The organism is Streptomyces sp. NPDC048275 (assembly GCF_040652275.1).
Classification (GTDB): Bacteria; Actinomycetota; Actinomycetes; order Streptomycetales; family Streptomycetaceae; genus Streptomyces.
In genome coordinates, this window is the sequence record NZ_JBEZLR010000076.1 from 31,381 (window position 1) to 48,125 (window position 16,745).

The 16,745-nt window shown below is 67.8% G+C and carries 14 protein-coding genes and 7 pseudogenes; 13 read left to right on the plus strand and 8 right to left on the minus strand.

Annotation, left to right across the window (positions count from 1 at the left end; translation table 11 throughout):
* The 6 genes from AB0D57_RS33835 (at position 1) to AB0D57_RS33860 (ending at position 6,895) form a co-directional block, all read left to right on the plus strand.
* On the plus strand, positions 1 to 1,506 hold the full coding sequence (locus tag AB0D57_RS33835) for a CoA-acylating methylmalonate-semialdehyde dehydrogenase (RefSeq protein ID WP_362081919.1): 1,506 nt from the start codon (positions 1 to 3) through the stop codon (positions 1,504 to 1,506).
* 80 nt (positions 1,507 to 1,586) lie between these two features.
* Positions 1,587 to 2,537 (plus strand): TIM barrel protein, encoded by a 951-nt coding sequence (locus AB0D57_RS33840; protein ID WP_362081922.1) that lies wholly within the window; start codon positions 1,587 to 1,589, stop codon positions 2,535 to 2,537.
* Positions 2,538 to 2,546: 9 nt separating this feature from the next.
* A complete protein-coding gene (locus tag AB0D57_RS33845; RefSeq protein ID WP_362081925.1) occupies positions 2,547 to 3,980 on the plus strand; it encodes a sugar porter family MFS transporter in 1,434 nt (477 codons plus the stop codon).
* 55 nt (positions 3,981 to 4,035) lie between these two features.
* Positions 4,036 to 5,055, plus strand: coding sequence for a Gfo/Idh/MocA family oxidoreductase (locus AB0D57_RS33850; RefSeq protein WP_362081928.1), 1,020 nt, complete (start codon positions 4,036 to 4,038; stop codon positions 5,053 to 5,055).
* The gene (locus AB0D57_RS33855) at positions 5,052 to 5,918 is read left to right on the plus strand and encodes a sugar phosphate isomerase/epimerase (RefSeq protein WP_362081931.1); all 867 of its coding nucleotides are present in this window, start codon (positions 5,052 to 5,054) and stop codon (positions 5,916 to 5,918) included. The genes AB0D57_RS33850 and AB0D57_RS33855 overlap by 4 nt, the downstream gene beginning before the upstream one ends.
* Positions 5,915 to 6,895, plus strand: a complete 981-nt coding sequence (locus AB0D57_RS33860) for a sugar phosphate isomerase/epimerase (protein WP_362081934.1) — start codon at positions 5,915 to 5,917, stop codon at positions 6,893 to 6,895. The genes AB0D57_RS33855 and AB0D57_RS33860 overlap by 4 nt, the downstream gene beginning before the upstream one ends.
* 319 nt (positions 6,896 to 7,214) lie before the next feature.
* Here AB0D57_RS33860 and AB0D57_RS33865 read toward each other — a convergent pair.
* The 3 pseudogenes from AB0D57_RS33865 to AB0D57_RS33875 form a co-directional block, all read right to left on the minus strand.
* Positions 7,215 to 7,736, minus strand: a pseudogene (locus tag AB0D57_RS33865) (TerD family protein); the annotation flags it as partial.
* Between the two features lie 98 nt (positions 7,737 to 7,834).
* Positions 7,835 to 7,981 (minus strand): annotated as a pseudogene (locus AB0D57_RS33870) (cupin domain-containing protein); the annotation flags it as partial.
* A gap of 86 nt (positions 7,982 to 8,067) precedes the next feature.
* Positions 8,068 to 8,291: pseudogene (locus AB0D57_RS33875) on the minus strand (pyridoxal-5'-phosphate-dependent protein); the annotation flags it as partial.
* Here AB0D57_RS33875 and AB0D57_RS33880 point away from each other — a divergent pair.
* Positions 8,289 to 8,785 (plus strand): annotated as a pseudogene (locus tag AB0D57_RS33880) (ABC transporter ATP-binding protein); the annotation flags it as partial. The pseudogenes AB0D57_RS33875 and AB0D57_RS33880 sit on opposite strands and share 3 nt — an antisense overlap.
* A 172-nt stretch (positions 8,786 to 8,957) precedes the next feature.
* Here the strand turns inward: AB0D57_RS33880 and AB0D57_RS33885 are convergent.
* Positions 8,958 to 9,611: an NAD(P)-binding domain-containing protein gene (locus AB0D57_RS33885; protein WP_362081937.1), complete on the minus strand. Its 654-nt coding sequence runs from the start codon at positions 9,609 to 9,611 to the stop codon at positions 8,958 to 8,960.
* Between the two features lie 66 nt (positions 9,612 to 9,677).
* On the opposite strand from AB0D57_RS33885, the gene AB0D57_RS33890 reads away from it, so the two are divergent.
* A complete protein-coding gene (locus AB0D57_RS33890) occupies positions 9,678 to 10,127 on the plus strand; it encodes a helix-turn-helix domain-containing protein (protein WP_362081940.1) in 450 nt (149 codons plus the stop codon).
* Between the two features lie 132 nt (positions 10,128 to 10,259).
* Positions 10,260 to 11,117, plus strand: coding sequence for an alpha/beta hydrolase (locus tag AB0D57_RS33895; RefSeq protein WP_362081944.1), 858 nt, complete (start codon positions 10,260 to 10,262; stop codon positions 11,115 to 11,117).
* A 161-nt stretch (positions 11,118 to 11,278) separates the two neighbouring features.
* On the opposite strand, the gene AB0D57_RS33900 is transcribed toward AB0D57_RS33895, so the two are convergent.
* Positions 11,279 to 11,851 (minus strand): DUF4240 domain-containing protein, encoded by a 573-nt coding sequence (locus tag AB0D57_RS33900; RefSeq protein WP_362081947.1) that lies wholly within the window; start codon positions 11,849 to 11,851, stop codon positions 11,279 to 11,281.
* A 9-nt stretch (positions 11,852 to 11,860) separates the two neighbouring features.
* Here AB0D57_RS33900 and AB0D57_RS33905 point away from each other — a divergent pair.
* The 3 genes and pseudogenes from AB0D57_RS33905 to AB0D57_RS33915 all read left to right on the plus strand — a co-directional run.
* Positions 11,861 to 12,558 (plus strand): annotated as a pseudogene (locus AB0D57_RS33905) (IS481 family transposase); the annotation flags it as partial.
* Between the two features lie 4 nt (positions 12,559 to 12,562).
* A protein-coding gene (locus AB0D57_RS33910; RefSeq protein WP_362081950.1) for an IS5 family transposase occupies positions 12,563 to 13,367 on the plus strand; the annotation gives its coding sequence in 2 pieces (ribosomal slippage) (positions 12,563 to 12,778 and positions 12,780 to 13,367; 804 coding nt in all).
* A gap of 63 nt (positions 13,368 to 13,430) precedes the next feature.
* Positions 13,431 to 13,688, plus strand: a complete 258-nt coding sequence (locus AB0D57_RS33915) for a DUF6221 family protein (protein ID WP_362081953.1) — start codon at positions 13,431 to 13,433, stop codon at positions 13,686 to 13,688.
* A gap of 91 nt (positions 13,689 to 13,779) precedes the next feature.
* On the opposite strand, the gene AB0D57_RS33920 is transcribed toward AB0D57_RS33915, so the two are convergent.
* On the minus strand, positions 13,780 to 14,304 hold the full coding sequence (locus AB0D57_RS33920) for a MarR family transcriptional regulator (protein WP_362081956.1): 525 nt from the start codon (positions 14,302 to 14,304) through the stop codon (positions 13,780 to 13,782).
* On the opposite strand from AB0D57_RS33920, the gene AB0D57_RS33925 reads away from it, so the two are divergent.
* Positions 14,303 to 15,277, plus strand: coding sequence for an EamA family transporter (locus AB0D57_RS33925; RefSeq protein ID WP_362081959.1), 975 nt, complete (start codon positions 14,303 to 14,305; stop codon positions 15,275 to 15,277). The two genes, AB0D57_RS33920 and AB0D57_RS33925, sit on opposite strands and share 2 nt — an antisense overlap.
* A gap of 15 nt (positions 15,278 to 15,292) precedes the next feature.
* Here the strand turns inward: AB0D57_RS33925 and AB0D57_RS33930 are convergent.
* Positions 15,293 to 15,370, minus strand: a pseudogene (locus AB0D57_RS33930) (IS5/IS1182 family transposase); the annotation flags it as partial.
* A 529-nt stretch (positions 15,371 to 15,899) separates the two neighbouring features.
* Positions 15,900 to 16,398: pseudogene (locus AB0D57_RS33935) on the minus strand (IS630 family transposase); the annotation flags it as partial.
* Between the last annotated feature and the right edge of the window lie 347 nt (positions 16,399 to 16,745).

Below are 16,745 nucleotides of genomic sequence, written 5' to 3' on the forward strand. Positions count from 1 at the left end.
GTGAAGACCATCCAGCACTGGATCAACGGCTCCCCCGCCCCCGGCGCCGGCCCGGAGACGGCGCCCGTGTTCAACCCGGCCACCGGTCAGGAACAGGCGCAGGTCGCACTCGCCTCACGCGCCGACGTGGACGCCGCCGTCGCGGCGGCCGCCCAGGCCTTCGAGACCTGGTCCGAGTCGTCGCTCACCCAGCGCACCCAGGTGATGTTCGCCTTCCGGCAGCTGCTCGTCGAGCACGAGGAGGAGCTGGGCCGGATCATCTCCGCCGAGCACGGCAAGACCGTCGACGACGCGCGCGGCGAGATCACCCGCGGCCGGGAGGTCGTGGAGTTCGCCTGCGGCCTCGGCGACGTGCTGAAGGGGTCCTTCTCGGACCAGGTGTCGCGCGGGGTGGACGTGCACGACTTCCGCCAGCCGCTGGGAGTCGTCGCGGGCATCACGCCCTTCAACTTCCCCGCCATGGTGCCCCTTTGGATGCACCCGATCGCCATCGCCACCGGCAACACCTTCATCCTGAAGCCCAGCGAGCGCGACCCCTCGGCCGCCAACTTCGTGGCCGAGCTGTACAAGAAGGCGGGCCTCCCCGACGGCGTGTTCAATGTCGTCCACGGCGGCAAGGAGGCGGTCGACGCGATCCTCGGTCACTCCGGTATCGAGGCGGTCTCCTTCGTCGGGTCGACCCCGATCGCCAAGTACGTGCATGAGACCGCGACTTCGCGGGGCAAGCGCGTCCAGGCGCTCGGCGGCGCCAAGAACCATGCCGTCGTCCTGCCCGACGCCGACCTGGAGTTCGCCGCCAACCACATCACGGCGGGCGCCTACGGTTCGGCGGGCGAGCGCTGCATGGCCGTGTCGGTGGCCGTCGCGGTCGGAGCGGCGGCCGACGGTCTGGTCGAGGTGCTGGAGCGCAAGGCCCGCGAGGTGAAGGTCGGCCCCGGCGACGCCCCCGGCACCGAGATGGGCCCGCTGATCACCAGGACCGCCCAGGAGCGCGTCGAGGACGCCGTCGGCACCGCCGCCACCCAGGGTGCCACCGTCGTCGTCGACGGACGCGGCCTGAAAATCGACGACCACCCCGAGTGCGCCGACGGCTTCTTCACCGGCCCCTCCCTCCTCGACCACGTCACGACCGAAATGGACTCCTACCAGGAGGAGCTGTTCGGTCCGGTCCTCGCCGTCGTCCGCGTCGACACCCTGGACGAGGCGATCGCCCTGATCAACTCCAACCCCTACGGCAATGGAACCGCCCTGTTCACCGCCTCCGGCGAGGCCGCGCGCCGCTTCCAGCGCAACGTCAAGGTCGGCATGATCGGCGTCAACGTGCCGGTGCCCGTGCCGATGTCGTACTACTCCTTCGGCGGCTGGAAGGACTCCCTCATCGGCGACTCCCCCATCCACGGCCCCGAGGGCATCCGCTTCTACACCCGGCCGAAGGTCGTCACCACGCGCTGGCCGCAGCCCGCACAGCAGGTGAGCGCCGGGTTCAACTTCCCCACCTCCAGCTGAACCCGCACACCCCCCGCAGAGAGCCCCCACGTCAGGAAACACCCCCGTCCCCCATCCCGACATCCCGAAGGACTTGGATCATGGCAACGGCGCCATCCCCGCTCCGCACCGTCGCGGGCAACCTATGTCTCGGCTCCGCCCCCGACTCCTGGGGCATCTGGTTCCCCGAGGACGAACAGCAGGTCACGTACAGCCGCTTCCTCGACGAGCTGGCACAGGCCGGCTACGAGTGGCTGGAGCTCGGACCGTACGGATACCTTCCCACCGACCCTGCCGTCCTCGCCGAGGAGCTGGCAGTCCGCGGCCTGAAGGTCTCCGGCGGCACCGCGTTCGGCGCGCTGCACCGCCCGGAGGCCTGGGACGAGATGCTCGCCCACGTCCGGCAGGTCGCCACTCTGACCGCCGCCGCGGGCGCCCACCATCTCGTCCTCATCCCGCCCATGTACCGGGACGAGAAGACCGGCGACTTCACGGAGTCCCCCGAACTGACGGCTGCTCAGTGGGCCGGCTTCGGCAAGAACGCCGACCGGCTCGGGAAGCTGCTCCTCGAAGAGTACGACGTACGGCTGGTCGTGCATCCGCACGCCGACAGCCACATCCAGACGCAGCCGGAGATCGAGCGGCTGCTCAACGAGTCCGACGCCCGCTACACCAATCTCTGCCTGGACACCGGGCATGTCGCGTACGGCGGCGGGGACAACCTCGACCTGATCCGGCGGTACGGCGAGCGCGTCGGCTACGTGCACATCAAGCAGATGGACCCGACGGTCCTGGCCCAGGTCGCCGCCGAGGATCTCTCCTTCGGCGAGGCCGTCAAACGCGGGGTGTGCGTGTCGCCCCCGGCCGGTGTGCCGAACCCGGCCGACGTCGTGGTCGAACTCGCCACACTCGACGCCGAGTTGTTCGTGATCGTCGAGCAGGACCTGTACCCGTGCGCTCCCGACGTGCCGCTCCCCATCGCCGTACGCACGCGTGAGCACCTGGCCGGCTGCGGCCTCTCCGGAACCCGACGCCCCAGCAACAACCGGTAGGAGGCGGCCATGGACGTCAGGGACGACGCGACACAGGCACGCACCGCACCACCCTCCACGCTGATCGACGACGCACCGCCGGCGGTTTCCCGGCGCCTGCGGGTCATCACCGTGATCGCCACCTTCGGTGGACTCCTTTTCGGTTACGACACGGGCGTCATCAACGGCGCGTTGCCGTACATGACCGACGACCTGGGCCTGACCCCCTTCACCGAGGGCATGGTCACCAGTTCGCTGTTGCTCGGCGCGGCTTTCGGCTCGCTCTTCGGCGGCAGGCTCTCCGACGCCCGCGGGCGCCGCCGCAACATCCTGCTGCTCGCCGTGCTCTTCTTCATCGGGGCGCTGGCCTGCACCCTGGCTCCCAACACCACGTTCATGGTCGTCGCGCGCTTCGTGCTCGGCCTCGCGGTCGGCGGCGCCTCGGTGACCGTGCCGGTCTATCTCGCGGAGATCTCCCCCGCGGAGCGCCGCGGCGGGCTGGTCACCCGCAACGAGTTGATGATCGTCTCCGGCCAGCTGGCCGCCTTCACCTTCAACGCGGTCATAGCCAATGTCGGCGGGGACGGCAACGGGATCTGGCGCTGGATGCTGGTCGTCTCGACGCTGCCCGCCGTGGCGCTCTGGTTCGGCATGCTGGTGATGCCGGAGAGCCCGCGCTGGCTGGCCTCCAAGGCGCGCTACTCCGAGGCGCTGGACGTGCTGAAGCAGGTCCGTTCGCAGCAGCGCGCCGAGGCGGAGATGCGCGAGGTCACCGCGCTCGCTGTGGAGGACGAGAAGGCGAAGCTCGGCGGCTGGTCCGACCTGAAGGTCCCGTGGGTCCGCAAGCTGGTCGGGATCGGCATCGGCATCGCGATCGTCATGCAGATCACCGGCGTGAACACGATCATGTACTACGGCACCCAGATCCTTACGGACGCCGGATTCGCCGCCGACAGCGCGCTCACGGCGAACATCGCCAACGGTGTGATCTCCGTGCTCGCGACCTTTGTCGGTATCTATCTGCTGCGGAAGGTGAACCGGCGGCCGATGCTGATGGTCGGTCAGCTCGGCACCATCGTCGCTCAGTTGATGATCGCCGTCTTCTCTCTCACCCTGCCCGCCGGGGACGGCCGCGCCTACGCCGTGCTCGCCATGACGGTCATGTTCCTCGCTTTCCAGCAGGGCGCGATCTCCCCGGTGACCTGGCTGATGCTGTCCGAGATCTTCCCGCTGAAGATGCGCGGCTTCGGCCTCGGCATCGCGGCCTTCGCCCTGTGGATCACCAACTTCACCATCGGGCTCGTCTTCCCGGTACTGGTCGACGCGGTCGGCGTGTCCAGCACGTTCTTCGTCTTCGTCGCCCTCGGGCTCATGGCGGTCACCTTCGTGAAGCTCTACGTCCCCGAGACGCGCGGTCGCACCCTCGAGAACCTCGAGACGGAACTCAAGGCCCGCTTCTCCTGAACACCCCCATGCCCCCGGGCCAACGACGGCCCGGGGGCCGTAGAAAGGAAAACCCATGACTGTGCGCGTAGGGGTCATCGGCGCCGGGTGGATCGGCCAGGAACACATCCGCCGGCTCACCGACACCGTCACCGGCGCCGAGGTCACCGCGGTCACGGACATCGACGCCGCGCGTGCCGAGGAGGCGGCGGCCCGGGTCGGCGCCCGGGTGCACGCCTCCGGCGCCGACCTGATCGCCGCGGCCGACGTCGACGCGGTGCTGGTCACGTCCTGGGGCCCGACCCATGCCGAGCACGTCCTGGGCACGATCGCCGCCGGGAAGCCGGTGTTCTGCGAGAAGCCCCTGGCGACGACGCCCGAGGACTGTCTGCGGATCGTCGAGGCCGAGCGCGCACACGGGCGCCGCCTCGTCCAGGTCGGCTTCATGCGCCGCTACGACGCGGGCTACCGGCAGATGAAGGAGGTGATCGCCGCCGGGAACATCGGCGCCCCGCTGATCGTGCACTGTGCGCACCGCAACCCGACCGTCCCCGAGTCGTACACCTCCCGGATGGCCGCGCAGGACACCGCGGTCCACGAGATCGACGTCCTCCGCTGGCTGCTCGACGACGAGATCATCTCCGCGCAAGTGATCACCCCGCGCCCCACCGCCCACCGGCACGAGCACCTGCGCGACCCGCAGATCATGCTCTTCGAGACCGCGAGCGGTGTCCGTATCGACCTCGAGGTCTTCGTCAACTGCCAGTACGGATACGACATCCAATGCGAGACCGTCGGCGAGAAGGGCCTGGTCCGGCTGCCCGACCCGGCCGCGGTCGCCGTGCGCACCGAAGGGGTGAGTGGCTCTGCGGTCCTGCAGGACTGGCAGGGCCGCTTCGTGGACGCCTTCGACACCGAGTTCCGCGAGTGGATCGGGGGCATCGCGGCCGGCCAGGAGCCGAGCGGACCGTCCGCGTGGGACGGCTACGCCGCGACCGTCATCACCAACGCCGCCGTCCAGTCCCTGGAGTCCGGCGGTCCGGTCGTCACCGTCGACATGAAGCCCCGTCCCGCCTTCTATGGAGGTGCCGCGTGAAGATCGCCATCGACCCATACATGTTCCGTGCGCTGCCCATCGACGACATGGTGCGCACCGTCGCCGAACTCGGCTACGAGTACATCGAGTTGTCGCCGCGTGACGACTTCATGCCCTTCTTCCTGCATCCGCGGGCGGACGACGAGCGCGTGGCGGAGCTGAAGAACTCGCTTCGTACGCACGGCGTGCAACTGTCCTCGGTGCTCCCCCTCTACAAGTGGTCTTCACCCGACGAGACCGAGCGGCAGACCGCCGTACGGTACTGGAAGCGGATGATCGAGATCACCGCGGACCTCGGATGTCCGCTGATGAACTCGGAGTTCAACGGACGCCCCGAGCGGGCCGCCGAGAGCGAGGCCGCGTTCTGGCGCTCGATGGAGGAGCTGCTGCCGATCTTCGAGCGGGAGGGCATCGCGCTCAACCTGGAGGCGCACCCGGACGACTTCTGCGAGGAGAACACCCCCGCGGTCGACCTGATCCGGGCGATCAACAAGCCCTGGGTGAACTACCTCTACTGCGCCCCGCATTCCTTCCACCTCTCGGGCTCGGACCCCACGGCGGACATCGCGGCGATGCTGCGGTACGCGGGCGACAAACTCCAGCACCTGCACATCGCGGACTCCTTCAACCACAAGGGATCCAGCGGCCTGCGCTACATCCTCAACCCGCCCGGCACGACCGCCCGCATCCACCAGCACCTCGACATCGGCCAGGGCGAGGTGGACTGGGACGTCCTCTTCGGCACCCTGCGCGAGATGAACTTCGACGGAATCGCCACCGCGTGTGTCTTCGCCTGGGAGGAACGCGCCCGCGAGTCCTCGGCGTTCATGCTCGACCGTATGCGAAAGGAACTGGCCGCATGAAGCTCGGCATCTACACGGCGATCCTGCACGACCGTCCGCTGCGGGAGGCACTGGAGGTCATCAAGTCCCTCGGCCTGACCGGCGCCGAGATCAACGCGGGTGGTTTCCTGGCCACGCCGCATCTGCCGGTGGAGGAGCTGCTGTCGGGGGCGCTGGCGCCGGAGGACTACCTGAAGGTCTTCTCCGAAACGGGAGTCGAGCTCACGGGCCTCAACGTCAACGGCAATCCGCTGGACCCGGATCCCGTGGCCGGCCCGAAGCACGCGGCCGACCTGCGGCGCGCCATCGAGGTGGCGGGGCTGCTCGGCGTACGCCGTGTCGTCACCATGTCGGGCCTGCCCGCCGCCGAGCCGGGCGGCGCCACGCCCGCGTGGAACGTCAACCCATGGCACAGCGCCTACCTGGACTCCCTGGAGTACCAGTGGGACACCGTCGCCGTCCCCTTCTGGCGTGAGATCGAGGCACTGGCGGCCGAGCACGGTGTGAAGGTGTGCATCGAGATGCACCCGCACAACCTGGTGTTCAACCCCGCGACCCTGAAGCGGCTGGTCGAGCGGGTCGGCGCGACGCACATCGGGGCCGAGATGGACCCCAGCCACCTCTTCTGGCAGGGCATCGACCCGGTGGCTGCCATCGAGGACCTGGGCCCGCTGGTCTTTCACGCGGCGGCCAAGGACACGCGGATCAACGAACGCTGCCGGGTCAACGGCGTCCTCGACGACCGCTTCACCCGGGTCACCGAGGACCCGCTCGGACTCGGCGGCCACTGGACGCTCAACGCCTGGCCCGCCGAGTCGAGTTGGGACTTCGTCGCGGTCGGGCGAGGGCACGACGAGGCGTTCTGGCAGGGCTTCCTCGACGCCCTGCGGAAGGTCGACCCCGGCATGGCAGTGAACATCGAGCACGAGGACATGGAGCTGGGGCAGCTGGAAGGGCTGGAGGTGGCAGCGCGGACGCTGCGGGCGGCGAACTCCTGAACCGGGTCCGTCCCCGCTCGCTCTCCAGCAGATCCCGTACACGGCAGGAAGAGCCGGGCCGCCGCACCACACGATGCGGCGGCCCGCTCCCGTTCCCGCTGGTGACCGTGCGGAACAGGAGCCCTTAGCGACAGGTTCAAGGATGGCAACGCACTCCACGTGGTGGGTCATCGGAAACAGATCACCACGGGAGGCACCTGCCATAATCGCAGGTCAGTGCCAGTTTATGGCTCTTTTGGATGGGTCCTCGGGTGCCCAGAGCGTCAAACGAGCGTCACGACCAGCCGGAGCAGCAGCTGGCCGGTTGGGAGCTCGTCGGTCATTCGGCGACGTCAACGCCGTAGCCGCGAGCAAAGTCGGCCAGGCCATGGTCGTAGCCCTGGCCGACGGCGCGCAGCCGCCAGCTCTCTCCCCTGCGGTAGATCTCGGCGAGGATCATGGTGCGCTCGGTGGTGGCGGCGTCGAGGGTGGCTCGGGCGGTCGGTGCCACGCCGATCCCGCAGCTGGCGGTGATCTCGATGGCTCCGACGTCGGAGAAGGTCGCGGCGCCGTCGATCGCGGCGGCGATATCGACCCGGTGGATCTCCAGGGGCAGGCGCTCCAGGTCGGCGGTGACGGCCTGTTCCGTCGGGCCGTCCGTGGCGAGCCGTATGGTGCCGTCTGGGTGCTCGGGGGCGCCGTAGAAGACGAAGTCCTCGTCGCCCGCTACCTGTTCCTGTGCGTCGACCGCGAACGCGACGACGTCCACATCGCAGGCGGTCTGCTGGCGCCAGGTGGCGGCCACCGTCCAAGGAGTGCCCGTGTCGGACATGTCGATGACGGCACCGCGGACCAGTACCTCTCAACCTTCCATCGCCCGCGCCCGCAGGCACCGCTAGTACCAGACGAGTGGCTGTCGCTGAGAGCACGCCGGTGCTCTCGCCGGCAAAGGTGACCGTGCATCGGCGCGCGCCGGGCCTGCCCGAAGAGCCGCCGGCGCTTGGCGTCCTCGACCCGTACGACGATCACGTAGTGATCGTTCCAGTGGGTGCCGAACCCCTCTGCCGCGCTCCAGGAGGCGTAGGCATTGACCTGGACGTGGGTGCGCAGTCAGCCCTCTGCCGCTGACCGGGTGGAGTGTCACCCCGGCGGCAGGGGCGGCCGCTGGGGCTCATGTGCTGGGACCGCGTTTGTCAGCCGTTGATGATGTCGGTGAATCGCTGGGTGTTGATGTTTCTCCGGAGGAGATGATGCCGATCCGCCGGGGGTGGTTGGCGATGTGTCCGGCGAGGAGGGCGGCCAGGGCGGTTGCGCCGCTTGGTTCGAGGACGATCTTGAGTCGCTCGAAGGCGAAGTGTATGGCGCCTCGGATCTCGTCGTCGCTGACGAGGGCGATGGCGTCCACGAGCTGCTGGTTGTGCCGCAGAACTTCGCGCAGTGGCCGCTGTCCGTCCGCGACAACGTCACTCTCGGCCAGCCCCGCGAACTGGGCGATGACCTGGTCTGGCGGGCCCTGACGGAGGTCGGGCTACGCGAGGCTGTCGAGGAACTGCCCGAAGGTCTGGACACGCTGCTGGCGAGGGAGCTGTGGGGCGGGACGGAACTGTCCGGCGGGCAGTGGCAGCGCCTGGCCTGCGCACGCGCCCTGTACTGCAGGTCAAGCCTGCTGATCCTGGACGAGCCGACCAGCCAGATGGACGCCCGCGGCGAGCACGCCATCCTCGAAGAGATCAGGACCATCGCGGCAGGCCGGATCACGATCGTGGTGACCCACCAGCTGGTCAACACGAAGATCGCCGACCGGGTTCTCGTGCTGGTACACGGCCGGATCGCCGAACACGAACGTACGACGAACTCGCCCACGGCGGCTGCCTGTTCGCCGAACTCCTGGCCCTGTCCACCGACCGCTGACCCAACCACCCCGTTTCCAGGATCCGCGACTTCGTTAGCAATGAAGGTGGTTCGTTAGCAGTGGATTAGCAAATCCGCGATCCGGTTGACAATGGCTACGGTCAGTGGCGATCTCCACTGCCCTCGGACCGCGAGTCTGGACTGGCTCTCCCCGTCTGATGCGGACAGCGGGTCAGTCCATCACCGGCGATGAGGGCACGCGAGGCACTGCGGAGTTGGGGTCGAAGCCTGCGAACGCCAATCCGATGACGAAGCCCGCCACCTCCTCCAGCTGGCGGACGCGATCCAGCGCCCCAAGAATCGCTGGCGTCCCGCCGACGTCACGCACCAACTCGCCGACGACATGCAGTGCCGCAGAATCGTCGCCGCACATCACCACAGTCACGCTGGAGGGGCCACCGCCGGGAGAGCTCGTCCACTGACCAGCGGGAAAGAGATGGAACGCCTTGACGACATGAGCTCCTGGAGCAAGCCCGGCGATCCGCCTCGCCATCGACTCACCGTGCTCGGTGAGCAGAACGCCGACACCATGCGCGACAGCATTCGTGGGATCGATCAACGGCGTCCCCTCGAGCAAGCCGTCGGACGCGCCCACCAGTGCCAGCATGTCCTCGACGCCGTCCCATGACACGGCGAGCAGTACCGCGTCGCGTCCGATGACCGCCTCACGCGGCGCGACGGCGAGGACTCCGTGGCCCAACCGCTCAGCAAGCTTCTCCGCCTTGACCTGCGACCGCCCGCCGATCGCCACCTCATGCCCTGCGCGTGACCAGCCCTCGCCCAAGGCCGCCGCCAGCGTCCCTGTTCCCAGGATCCCGATGCGCATCATCGCTTCCTCTCAAGTGGCAGTCAGTTGGGCAGTCACATTAGGGAAGGCGTTACGCACCGATCGGTGCGCAACGACCGCGCGATGATGGGCGACGAGATGACTGATCACGAAGGCCACTGCTACGAGTTGGTCGCTGACTGCCGTCTGCGCGCGGCCACCGATCTCTTCGCCCACACCTGGGATCCCGTCGTGCTGGCGGCTCTTCGCGCGGGCCCGCGCCGGCGCCGCGAGTTGCGCGCCACGATCGGCGGCATCAGCGACAAGGTCCTGACCGACGCCTTGCATCGGTTGCTCTCCAGCGGTCTGGTCGACCGCCACGCACATGCCGAAGCGCCACCTCGCGTCGAGTACAGCCTGACAAGTTTGGGGCAGAGCCTCGTCGAGGGCCCCATGATGGCGCTCGGACGCTGGGCAATCGAGCACAGTGAAGAGCTTCTCGAAGCCCAGGAGAACGCGGCACGGAGAGCACCGGACTCGGCGGCGCCCCCATCAGAAACGCAACGAGCTGGATGAATACCCTCGGGCAAGCCCCTTTGGCGTTCCCACAGGTCAAACCAGCACGAGGCACTGCTTGACCTACTCCACAACGAGCACGTCATGGAAACCCAGTTGTCCGATCCGAACGCCGCTGACAATGTCCCGGCCATGCCTACCTTCTCCGCGCACGACGGGACCAAGCTCGCCTACCACGTGTTCGGAGACGGCCCTCCGGTGGTCTGCCTGCCCGGAGGCCCGACGGATTCCGCTTACCTCGGCGACCTCGGCGGCCTCTCCGCCCACCGGCAGTTGATCAGGCTGGACCTCCGGGGCACCGGCCAGTCCGCGACACCACAGGACATCGCCTCCTACCGCTGCGACCGACTCGTCGACGACGTACAGGCCCTGCGCGAGCACCTTGGCCTCGCCCAGATGGACCTGCTCGCGCATTGCGCCGGCGCCAATCTGGCCGCGCTCTACGTGAGCCGTCATCCGGAAAAGGTCAGCAAGCTCGCGCTGATCACGCCAAGCGTCAGGGCCGTGGGTCTCACGATCGCAGGAGACCTCCGGCTGGAGACCGCACAACTCCGCCGGGACGAACCGTGGTTCCCGGAGGCGTTCGCAGCCCTGGAGGCGATCGTGGCGGGCAAGGCCACCGCCGACAGCTGGCAGGCCATCGCACCCTTCTCCTACGGCCGCTGGGACGAGGCGGCCCAGGCGCATCAGGCCGCCGGGGACGAACGGATGAACCCGGAGATAGTCGCTGCCTTCGGCGCCGACGGCGCTTTCGCCCCGGACACCACCCGCACCGCGCTCGCCCAGTTCACCCCGCCCGTCCTCCTCCTGGCCGGGGAAGCTGACCTGGGAGCGCCTCCTCACACCATGGCCGAGTTCGCGGACCTCTTCCCGAACGCCGAACTCGTCGTCCAGCCCAGCGCCGGACACTACCCGTGGCTCGACGACGCCGACCGGTTCGTGGCAACCACCACAGCGTTCCTGGGACACGCCACCGCCCCGTCGTCATAACCCCAGCTGTTGGGGGTCCCCGGATGAAATCAGGTGGCACAACGGAAAGTAACCGCCCTCGCCGACCACCAGGGACCGGATTGCTCACCATGAACCGACGCGGTCAGTGCTCACGCAACCCTCCTCGGCGACAAGGTGCACCGTGAGCCCGTCACTTTGCCTCAGAGATGGGAAAACAGTGCGTTGAGTCGTGGCAAGCGACGCGCGGTTTCCTCGCCGCGATTCACGTCCCAGCGTTCACCAGCCGGGTCCTTCGGCTCGGGATCCTCGAAGTTCTGGGCATCGATGACGTCGTGAAAGTCGTCGTGAGTCTTGCCGGTCACGTCCTCAAACGCTTGTCCCGCGACATAGTCCAGTTCCTCCCACTCGGGCCACTCGTGGTCCGCCCAGGACCTCGGGAACCGCCCTGCAAGGCGTTGAACCTCCGGCGCCTCGGCCAGCGCGTCCGGTTCACGGGCCACCCGCTCGAACATGTCCCGGCCAAGCCCTACCAGCCACAGCCGGAAGTAGAAGAAGCTGTCGTCGGAACACCAGCCCATGATTCGATCCGCGGCTGCCCACACGTCCCAGGTGAATGTCGGGGCGAGGACACGATCCAGAGATATCTGGAACCGCACGGCGTCCAACTCGGGCCGAAGGGCCAGCTGCCCCCGCAGCCAGGCCAGGCGCTCGTCCGGGTCCTGAGTCTGCCGCCGGCTACTCTCGATCATGTTCCAGAAGATCTCGTCATCCACAGCGGCACTATGGCAGGCAGGTCTGACAGCCAAGCCAAGTCACTGCGATCAGGGCTGACCGTCTTCGGGAGGCTTCTGCTGGTCGAACGTGTCGTATCCGGCCGGTCGGTGGCCAACGTCGCCGCCGAAATGGGCATCTCCCGGGCCACCGCCCACAAGTGGATGCGACGGTGTCGAACCGAGGGCCAGGCCAGCCTGCACGACCGCTCCAGCCGCCCCCGCACGGGACCCCGGCCGCGACCGAGGCACGCGTATGCGAACTACGGCGAGCACGCAAACTGGGCCCCGCAAGGATCGGCCCGGTACTGGGCCTGCCCTCCTCGACCGTGCACCGGATCCTTGCCCGCCATGGCCTGCACCGCCTCGCCTGGATCGACCGGCCCACCGGCCAGACCATCCGCCGCTACGAACGCGAGCGCCCGGGTGAACTGATCCACATCGACGTGAAGAAACTCGGCCGGATCCCCGACGGAGGAGGCCACAAAGTCCGTGGGCGGGACGCCGGCCGACCGATCCGCGGCATGAAATTCGACTACATCCACTCCGCGGTCGACGACCACTCCCGCCTCGCCTACAGCGAGATACACCCGGACGAAAAAGTCGCGACCCACGCGGGCTTCCTCACCCGCGCCGCCGCCTTCTTCCACACCCACGGCATCACCCGCATCGAACGGGTCCTCACGGACAACGGCTGGGCCTACCGAGCCGTTGATGCCGGCCGATCCGGTCCGTGGGCGACGGTGGGCGGACCACCGTCGGACCCTGGAGGCGATCGCGTGGAAATACCGCACCTGCTCGCCATGGCGAGACCTGCCCAGCGAGCTCGGTTCGTTCCAGACCGCGCACAAACGCCTGATCAGATGGGCCGTTGACGGCACCTGGGAACGACTTCTCGCGGCGATTCTGTCCGCAGCGGACCCCAGTGACGGATGTGGGCTGGACAGTGTCAGTGGACTCAACCGTCTGCCGGGCCCACCGGCACGCTGCCGGAGCAAGAAATAAAGGGGTGCGTGGCCGTTCAGAACCTGACGATCACGCACTCGGACGCTCCCGCGGTGGTCTGAGCACGAAAGTCCACCTCGCCAGCGACAGTCGTGCACGACCGTTGGCCCTGCACGTCACCGATGGTCAGGCCGGTGACGCACCGGCTTTCGAGGCCGTCATGGCCAGGATCAGGGTTCCGCGAACCGGACTCGGGAGACCGAGAACCCGACCGGCCGCAGTCCTCGCGGACCGTGCCTACTCCTCCCGCGCCTTCCGCTCGCATCTCCGACGACGCGGCATCCGGGCTGTCATCCCGCAGCCCGCCGACCAGATCGGACACCGCCTCCGGCGAGGCCGCGCTGGCGGCCGCCCGCCCGGCCTCGATGCCGAGGCATACAAAGAGCGCAATACTGTCGAACGCTGGATCGCCCGACTCAAGCAATGGCGCGGCCTGGCGCGAACCGACAAACTTGCCCTCGCCTATCAGGCCGCACTCCACCTCGCCGCCATCTTCATCTGGACAAGCGGTTGACCACGGAGACGATGGCGGGCACGCGGCGCCCAGACGAGAAGGTCGGCACGCGAAGATGAGCGCATGGTCGACCTCCTGAAGTTCCTCCGCGCACGTATCGAGGAGGACAACCATGCCTACGCCTACGTAGCCCACACCTTCGGCGGCGAAGCCCTGCTCGACAGCCACCTGCCCATGCTCGATCTGATCGAAATGCTGGCACGGGACTACAACGCCATGGACCCAGCAGACTCCCGCAAAGAGGGCCTCACCTATGCGATCCGCGTCCTCGCGCAGTCGTACGCCGAACACCCCGCCTACCGCCAGGAATGGCGCCCCTAGAAGCCTCAAAGAGACAGGCTCTAGCCCTCCGGCCCTTGAAGAGCTGTGCCTGAACCTCTTTGTACTGGTCACAGGCCGGAAGGGGTGCGGGTCACTCGCCGCTGGGAAGGCGCGGATGTTCCATGCGGGAGAGCCAGGTCGTGAGCAGTGTTTCGAGCATCTCGGCCTCAGCGGGGAGCAGCAGGTCTAGCAAGTGGCGTTCGTTGCGCATGTGGTCGGTGAACGCACGGTCGATCAGCTCGCGCCCGGGCTTGGTGAGGGCGACGATCCGGCCGCGTTGGTCGTCGTCGGAGCGGCGGCGGGTGACGAGTCCGGCCCGCTCCAGGCGGTCGATTCTCTTCGACATCGCGCCGGTGGTGACCATGGTGTGCGCGGCGAGCTCGCCAGGTGCCCGTTCGTAGGGCTGGCCGGCGCGGCGTAGTGCGCACAGGACGTCGAACTCCCCCTCGCTGAGACCGTAGCGACCGTATACAAGGCAGAGTTCTTCGGTGAGCTGGTCTGCCAGGCGGTGCAGCCGGCCGATCACTCCCTGTGGGGTGACGTCGAGGTCGGGCCGTTCGCGGCGCCAGTCGGCCTGAATGCGGGCTACGCGGTCCAACGGGTGCCGGTCTTCCATGGACACCAATATAGCTTCCCTGGAAGCTATATTGCCTTCCGTGGAAGCTAATGCGCGTTGGGTGGCACTGACCGCGGTCGCACCGGTGGCATGGGGGACCAACTATTTCGTCACGCGTGAGTTCCTCCCCGCAGGCAGCCCGCTGTACGGAGCTGCTCTGCGTGCGCTGCCAGCCGGCCTCATCCTGCTGGCCCTGTGCAGGCAGCGGCCGCGTGGCGCGTGGTGGTGGCGATCCGCGATGCTCGGCCTGCTGAACGTGAGCGTGTTCTTCGTCCTCGTCTACGTCGCATCCCAGATGCTGCCGACGAGCGTCGCCTCGACCGTCATGGCGGTGTCCCCGCTGACCATGATGCTCATAGCCTGGCCCCTGGTATCCGAGCGGCCCCGGACCGCCCACCTGGCCGGCGCCGCGATCGGGCTCGCCGGAGTGTGTCTCATGCTGCTCACGGGGGCAGAAAGGGTGAGCGTGCCGGGAGTCCTCGCCTCGGCCGCCGCCATGTTGGTGTCGTCCTTCGGCCACATCCTGGCCAAACGGTGGAGCACCGACGCCGACGTGCTCGCCTCGACCGCCTGGCAGCTCACCGCCGGAAGCCTGTTCCTGCTCCCGGCCGCGGCAGTCGTGGAGGGTCCACCCCCCGCGCTCTCCACGCCAGCCGTCCTCGCCTTCGGCTACGTGGCCCTGGTCGCCACCGCGCTGGCCTTCGCCGCCTGGTTCACGGGGCTGCGGCACCTGCCTGCGGGGACAGTGGGCCTGATCGGACTGCTCAACCCCGTCACGGGCGTGCTGCTCGGCACAGCGGTCGCCGCCGAGGTGCTGACCGTTCAGCAACTGTGCGGACTGGTCCTGGTCCTGGCCGGAGTCGTCCTCGGCCGACCCAGGCGCACGGGCCGACGCGTCAGCAGTCAGGCACCTGCCCGTCCTGTCTCTGACGGGAGTCCCGCGCGAGAACCCTCTACTTGCAATCCCCGATGAGTGCGCGGGGGCTCCCGGCGGGAGCTTGCAACGGCGGTCACCCTCGCGGGTGACGATGAGCATGGTGAGCCACTCGGCCAGCGCGTGAGGCACGCCGAGTACGGCAGGATAAACACCTCAGGCGCTCAACGTGTCAAGCTGCTGCGGCGAGTTCATCGGGCCACTCGACCTGACTGACCCTAAAACGCCGAAGTCAGTAACTCCGTTCGTGGATCCGAGCAGGCCGCCGGCATACGGACCTACAGAGGGAGAGCGCGAGCCATATCGGGTTTAGATGTCAGGTTTTGCACCTGATCTGGTGATCTATCGTGCGACGCCCTCGAAGGCATTCAGGGCTCGCACGTCATAAGGTCCGAAAAAGCCTTGACAGTCATGGCCAAGTCGGTCGTAGAGAGCTGCCGCTCCTCGCATGTCGCCTGAGTGCGATGCGTGGTGGCGAGCCCGCTCGTCGTGGAGTACGCGGCAGCCGACTCTGAGCAAAGCATCGGGTGACGTCAGGGCAGCGCCGCGGGTGCGGTCCGTGGGGGAAGTGCCACGGAGCGTGATCTGCTGCGGCAGGGTCAGCACCGCCTTGTGGCATAGCAGCCCTCCGGCACAATCCCTGTCCCGGCTGTGAACGTTTGAGCGGCCCGAACTCGTCCAGGCAGAGGACGACGTCGGCCTCGCCTTCCTCGGGTACGACCTCACCGTCGGCGATCGCGTAGAGATGCTCCACGCGGGCCTTCTTGGCCGCACAGTCCGGGTCGCGTGAGGTCTTCCAGGTCTTTATGCGTTGAAACGAGACTCCCTCCTCGCGGAGCAGGAGGCGAAGGCCCTCGTGGCTGATGTCGTCGACCACCCCCTCGACGACCAGGAAGTCGGCCAGCTTGGCCAGGCTCCAGGTCGAGACCGGCAGGCCGTGCTCGGTCGGCCTGGACTTGGCGATCCTCTTGATCTCCCGGCGTTCCGGGAGGGTGAAAGTCTTCGGCCGGCCACCCTTCCACGGGCATGCCCTGCGCAGATAACAGCACCATCTGGGCCCGCCGCCAGGTCACCACCGACCCGGTACCCCTGCGGATGATCCGCAGCAGCCGCCGGTCCTCGTCATCATCGATCTCACGTACCCGTACTCGCACTGCCACGGGCACAGCCTGACCGGTTACGAGATACCGGGCACAAACACCTCGCGCCGTTGCACCGACCCAGAGCAAAGACGCACCGCCGCGGGCTACCGGACTCGAACCGGCTCAGACCTTGCGGTCACAATCTCGAAGATTGAAGCGGATTTCCCATCACGTCTTTGCCCGCAACGACTGACCACGGCCTACCGACACCACCATGCCCTACAGGGCGAACGTTGCCTGATGCGGCACTAGATGGCCGTGTCCCGCGACGTGCAACGCCGTTGCGTTAGCCGTCAGGCCCGGCGTCAATGTCTCCGTCCTTGACCATCTTGAAGCCCAGTGTGTACGTCTGCACGGTGCGCGGA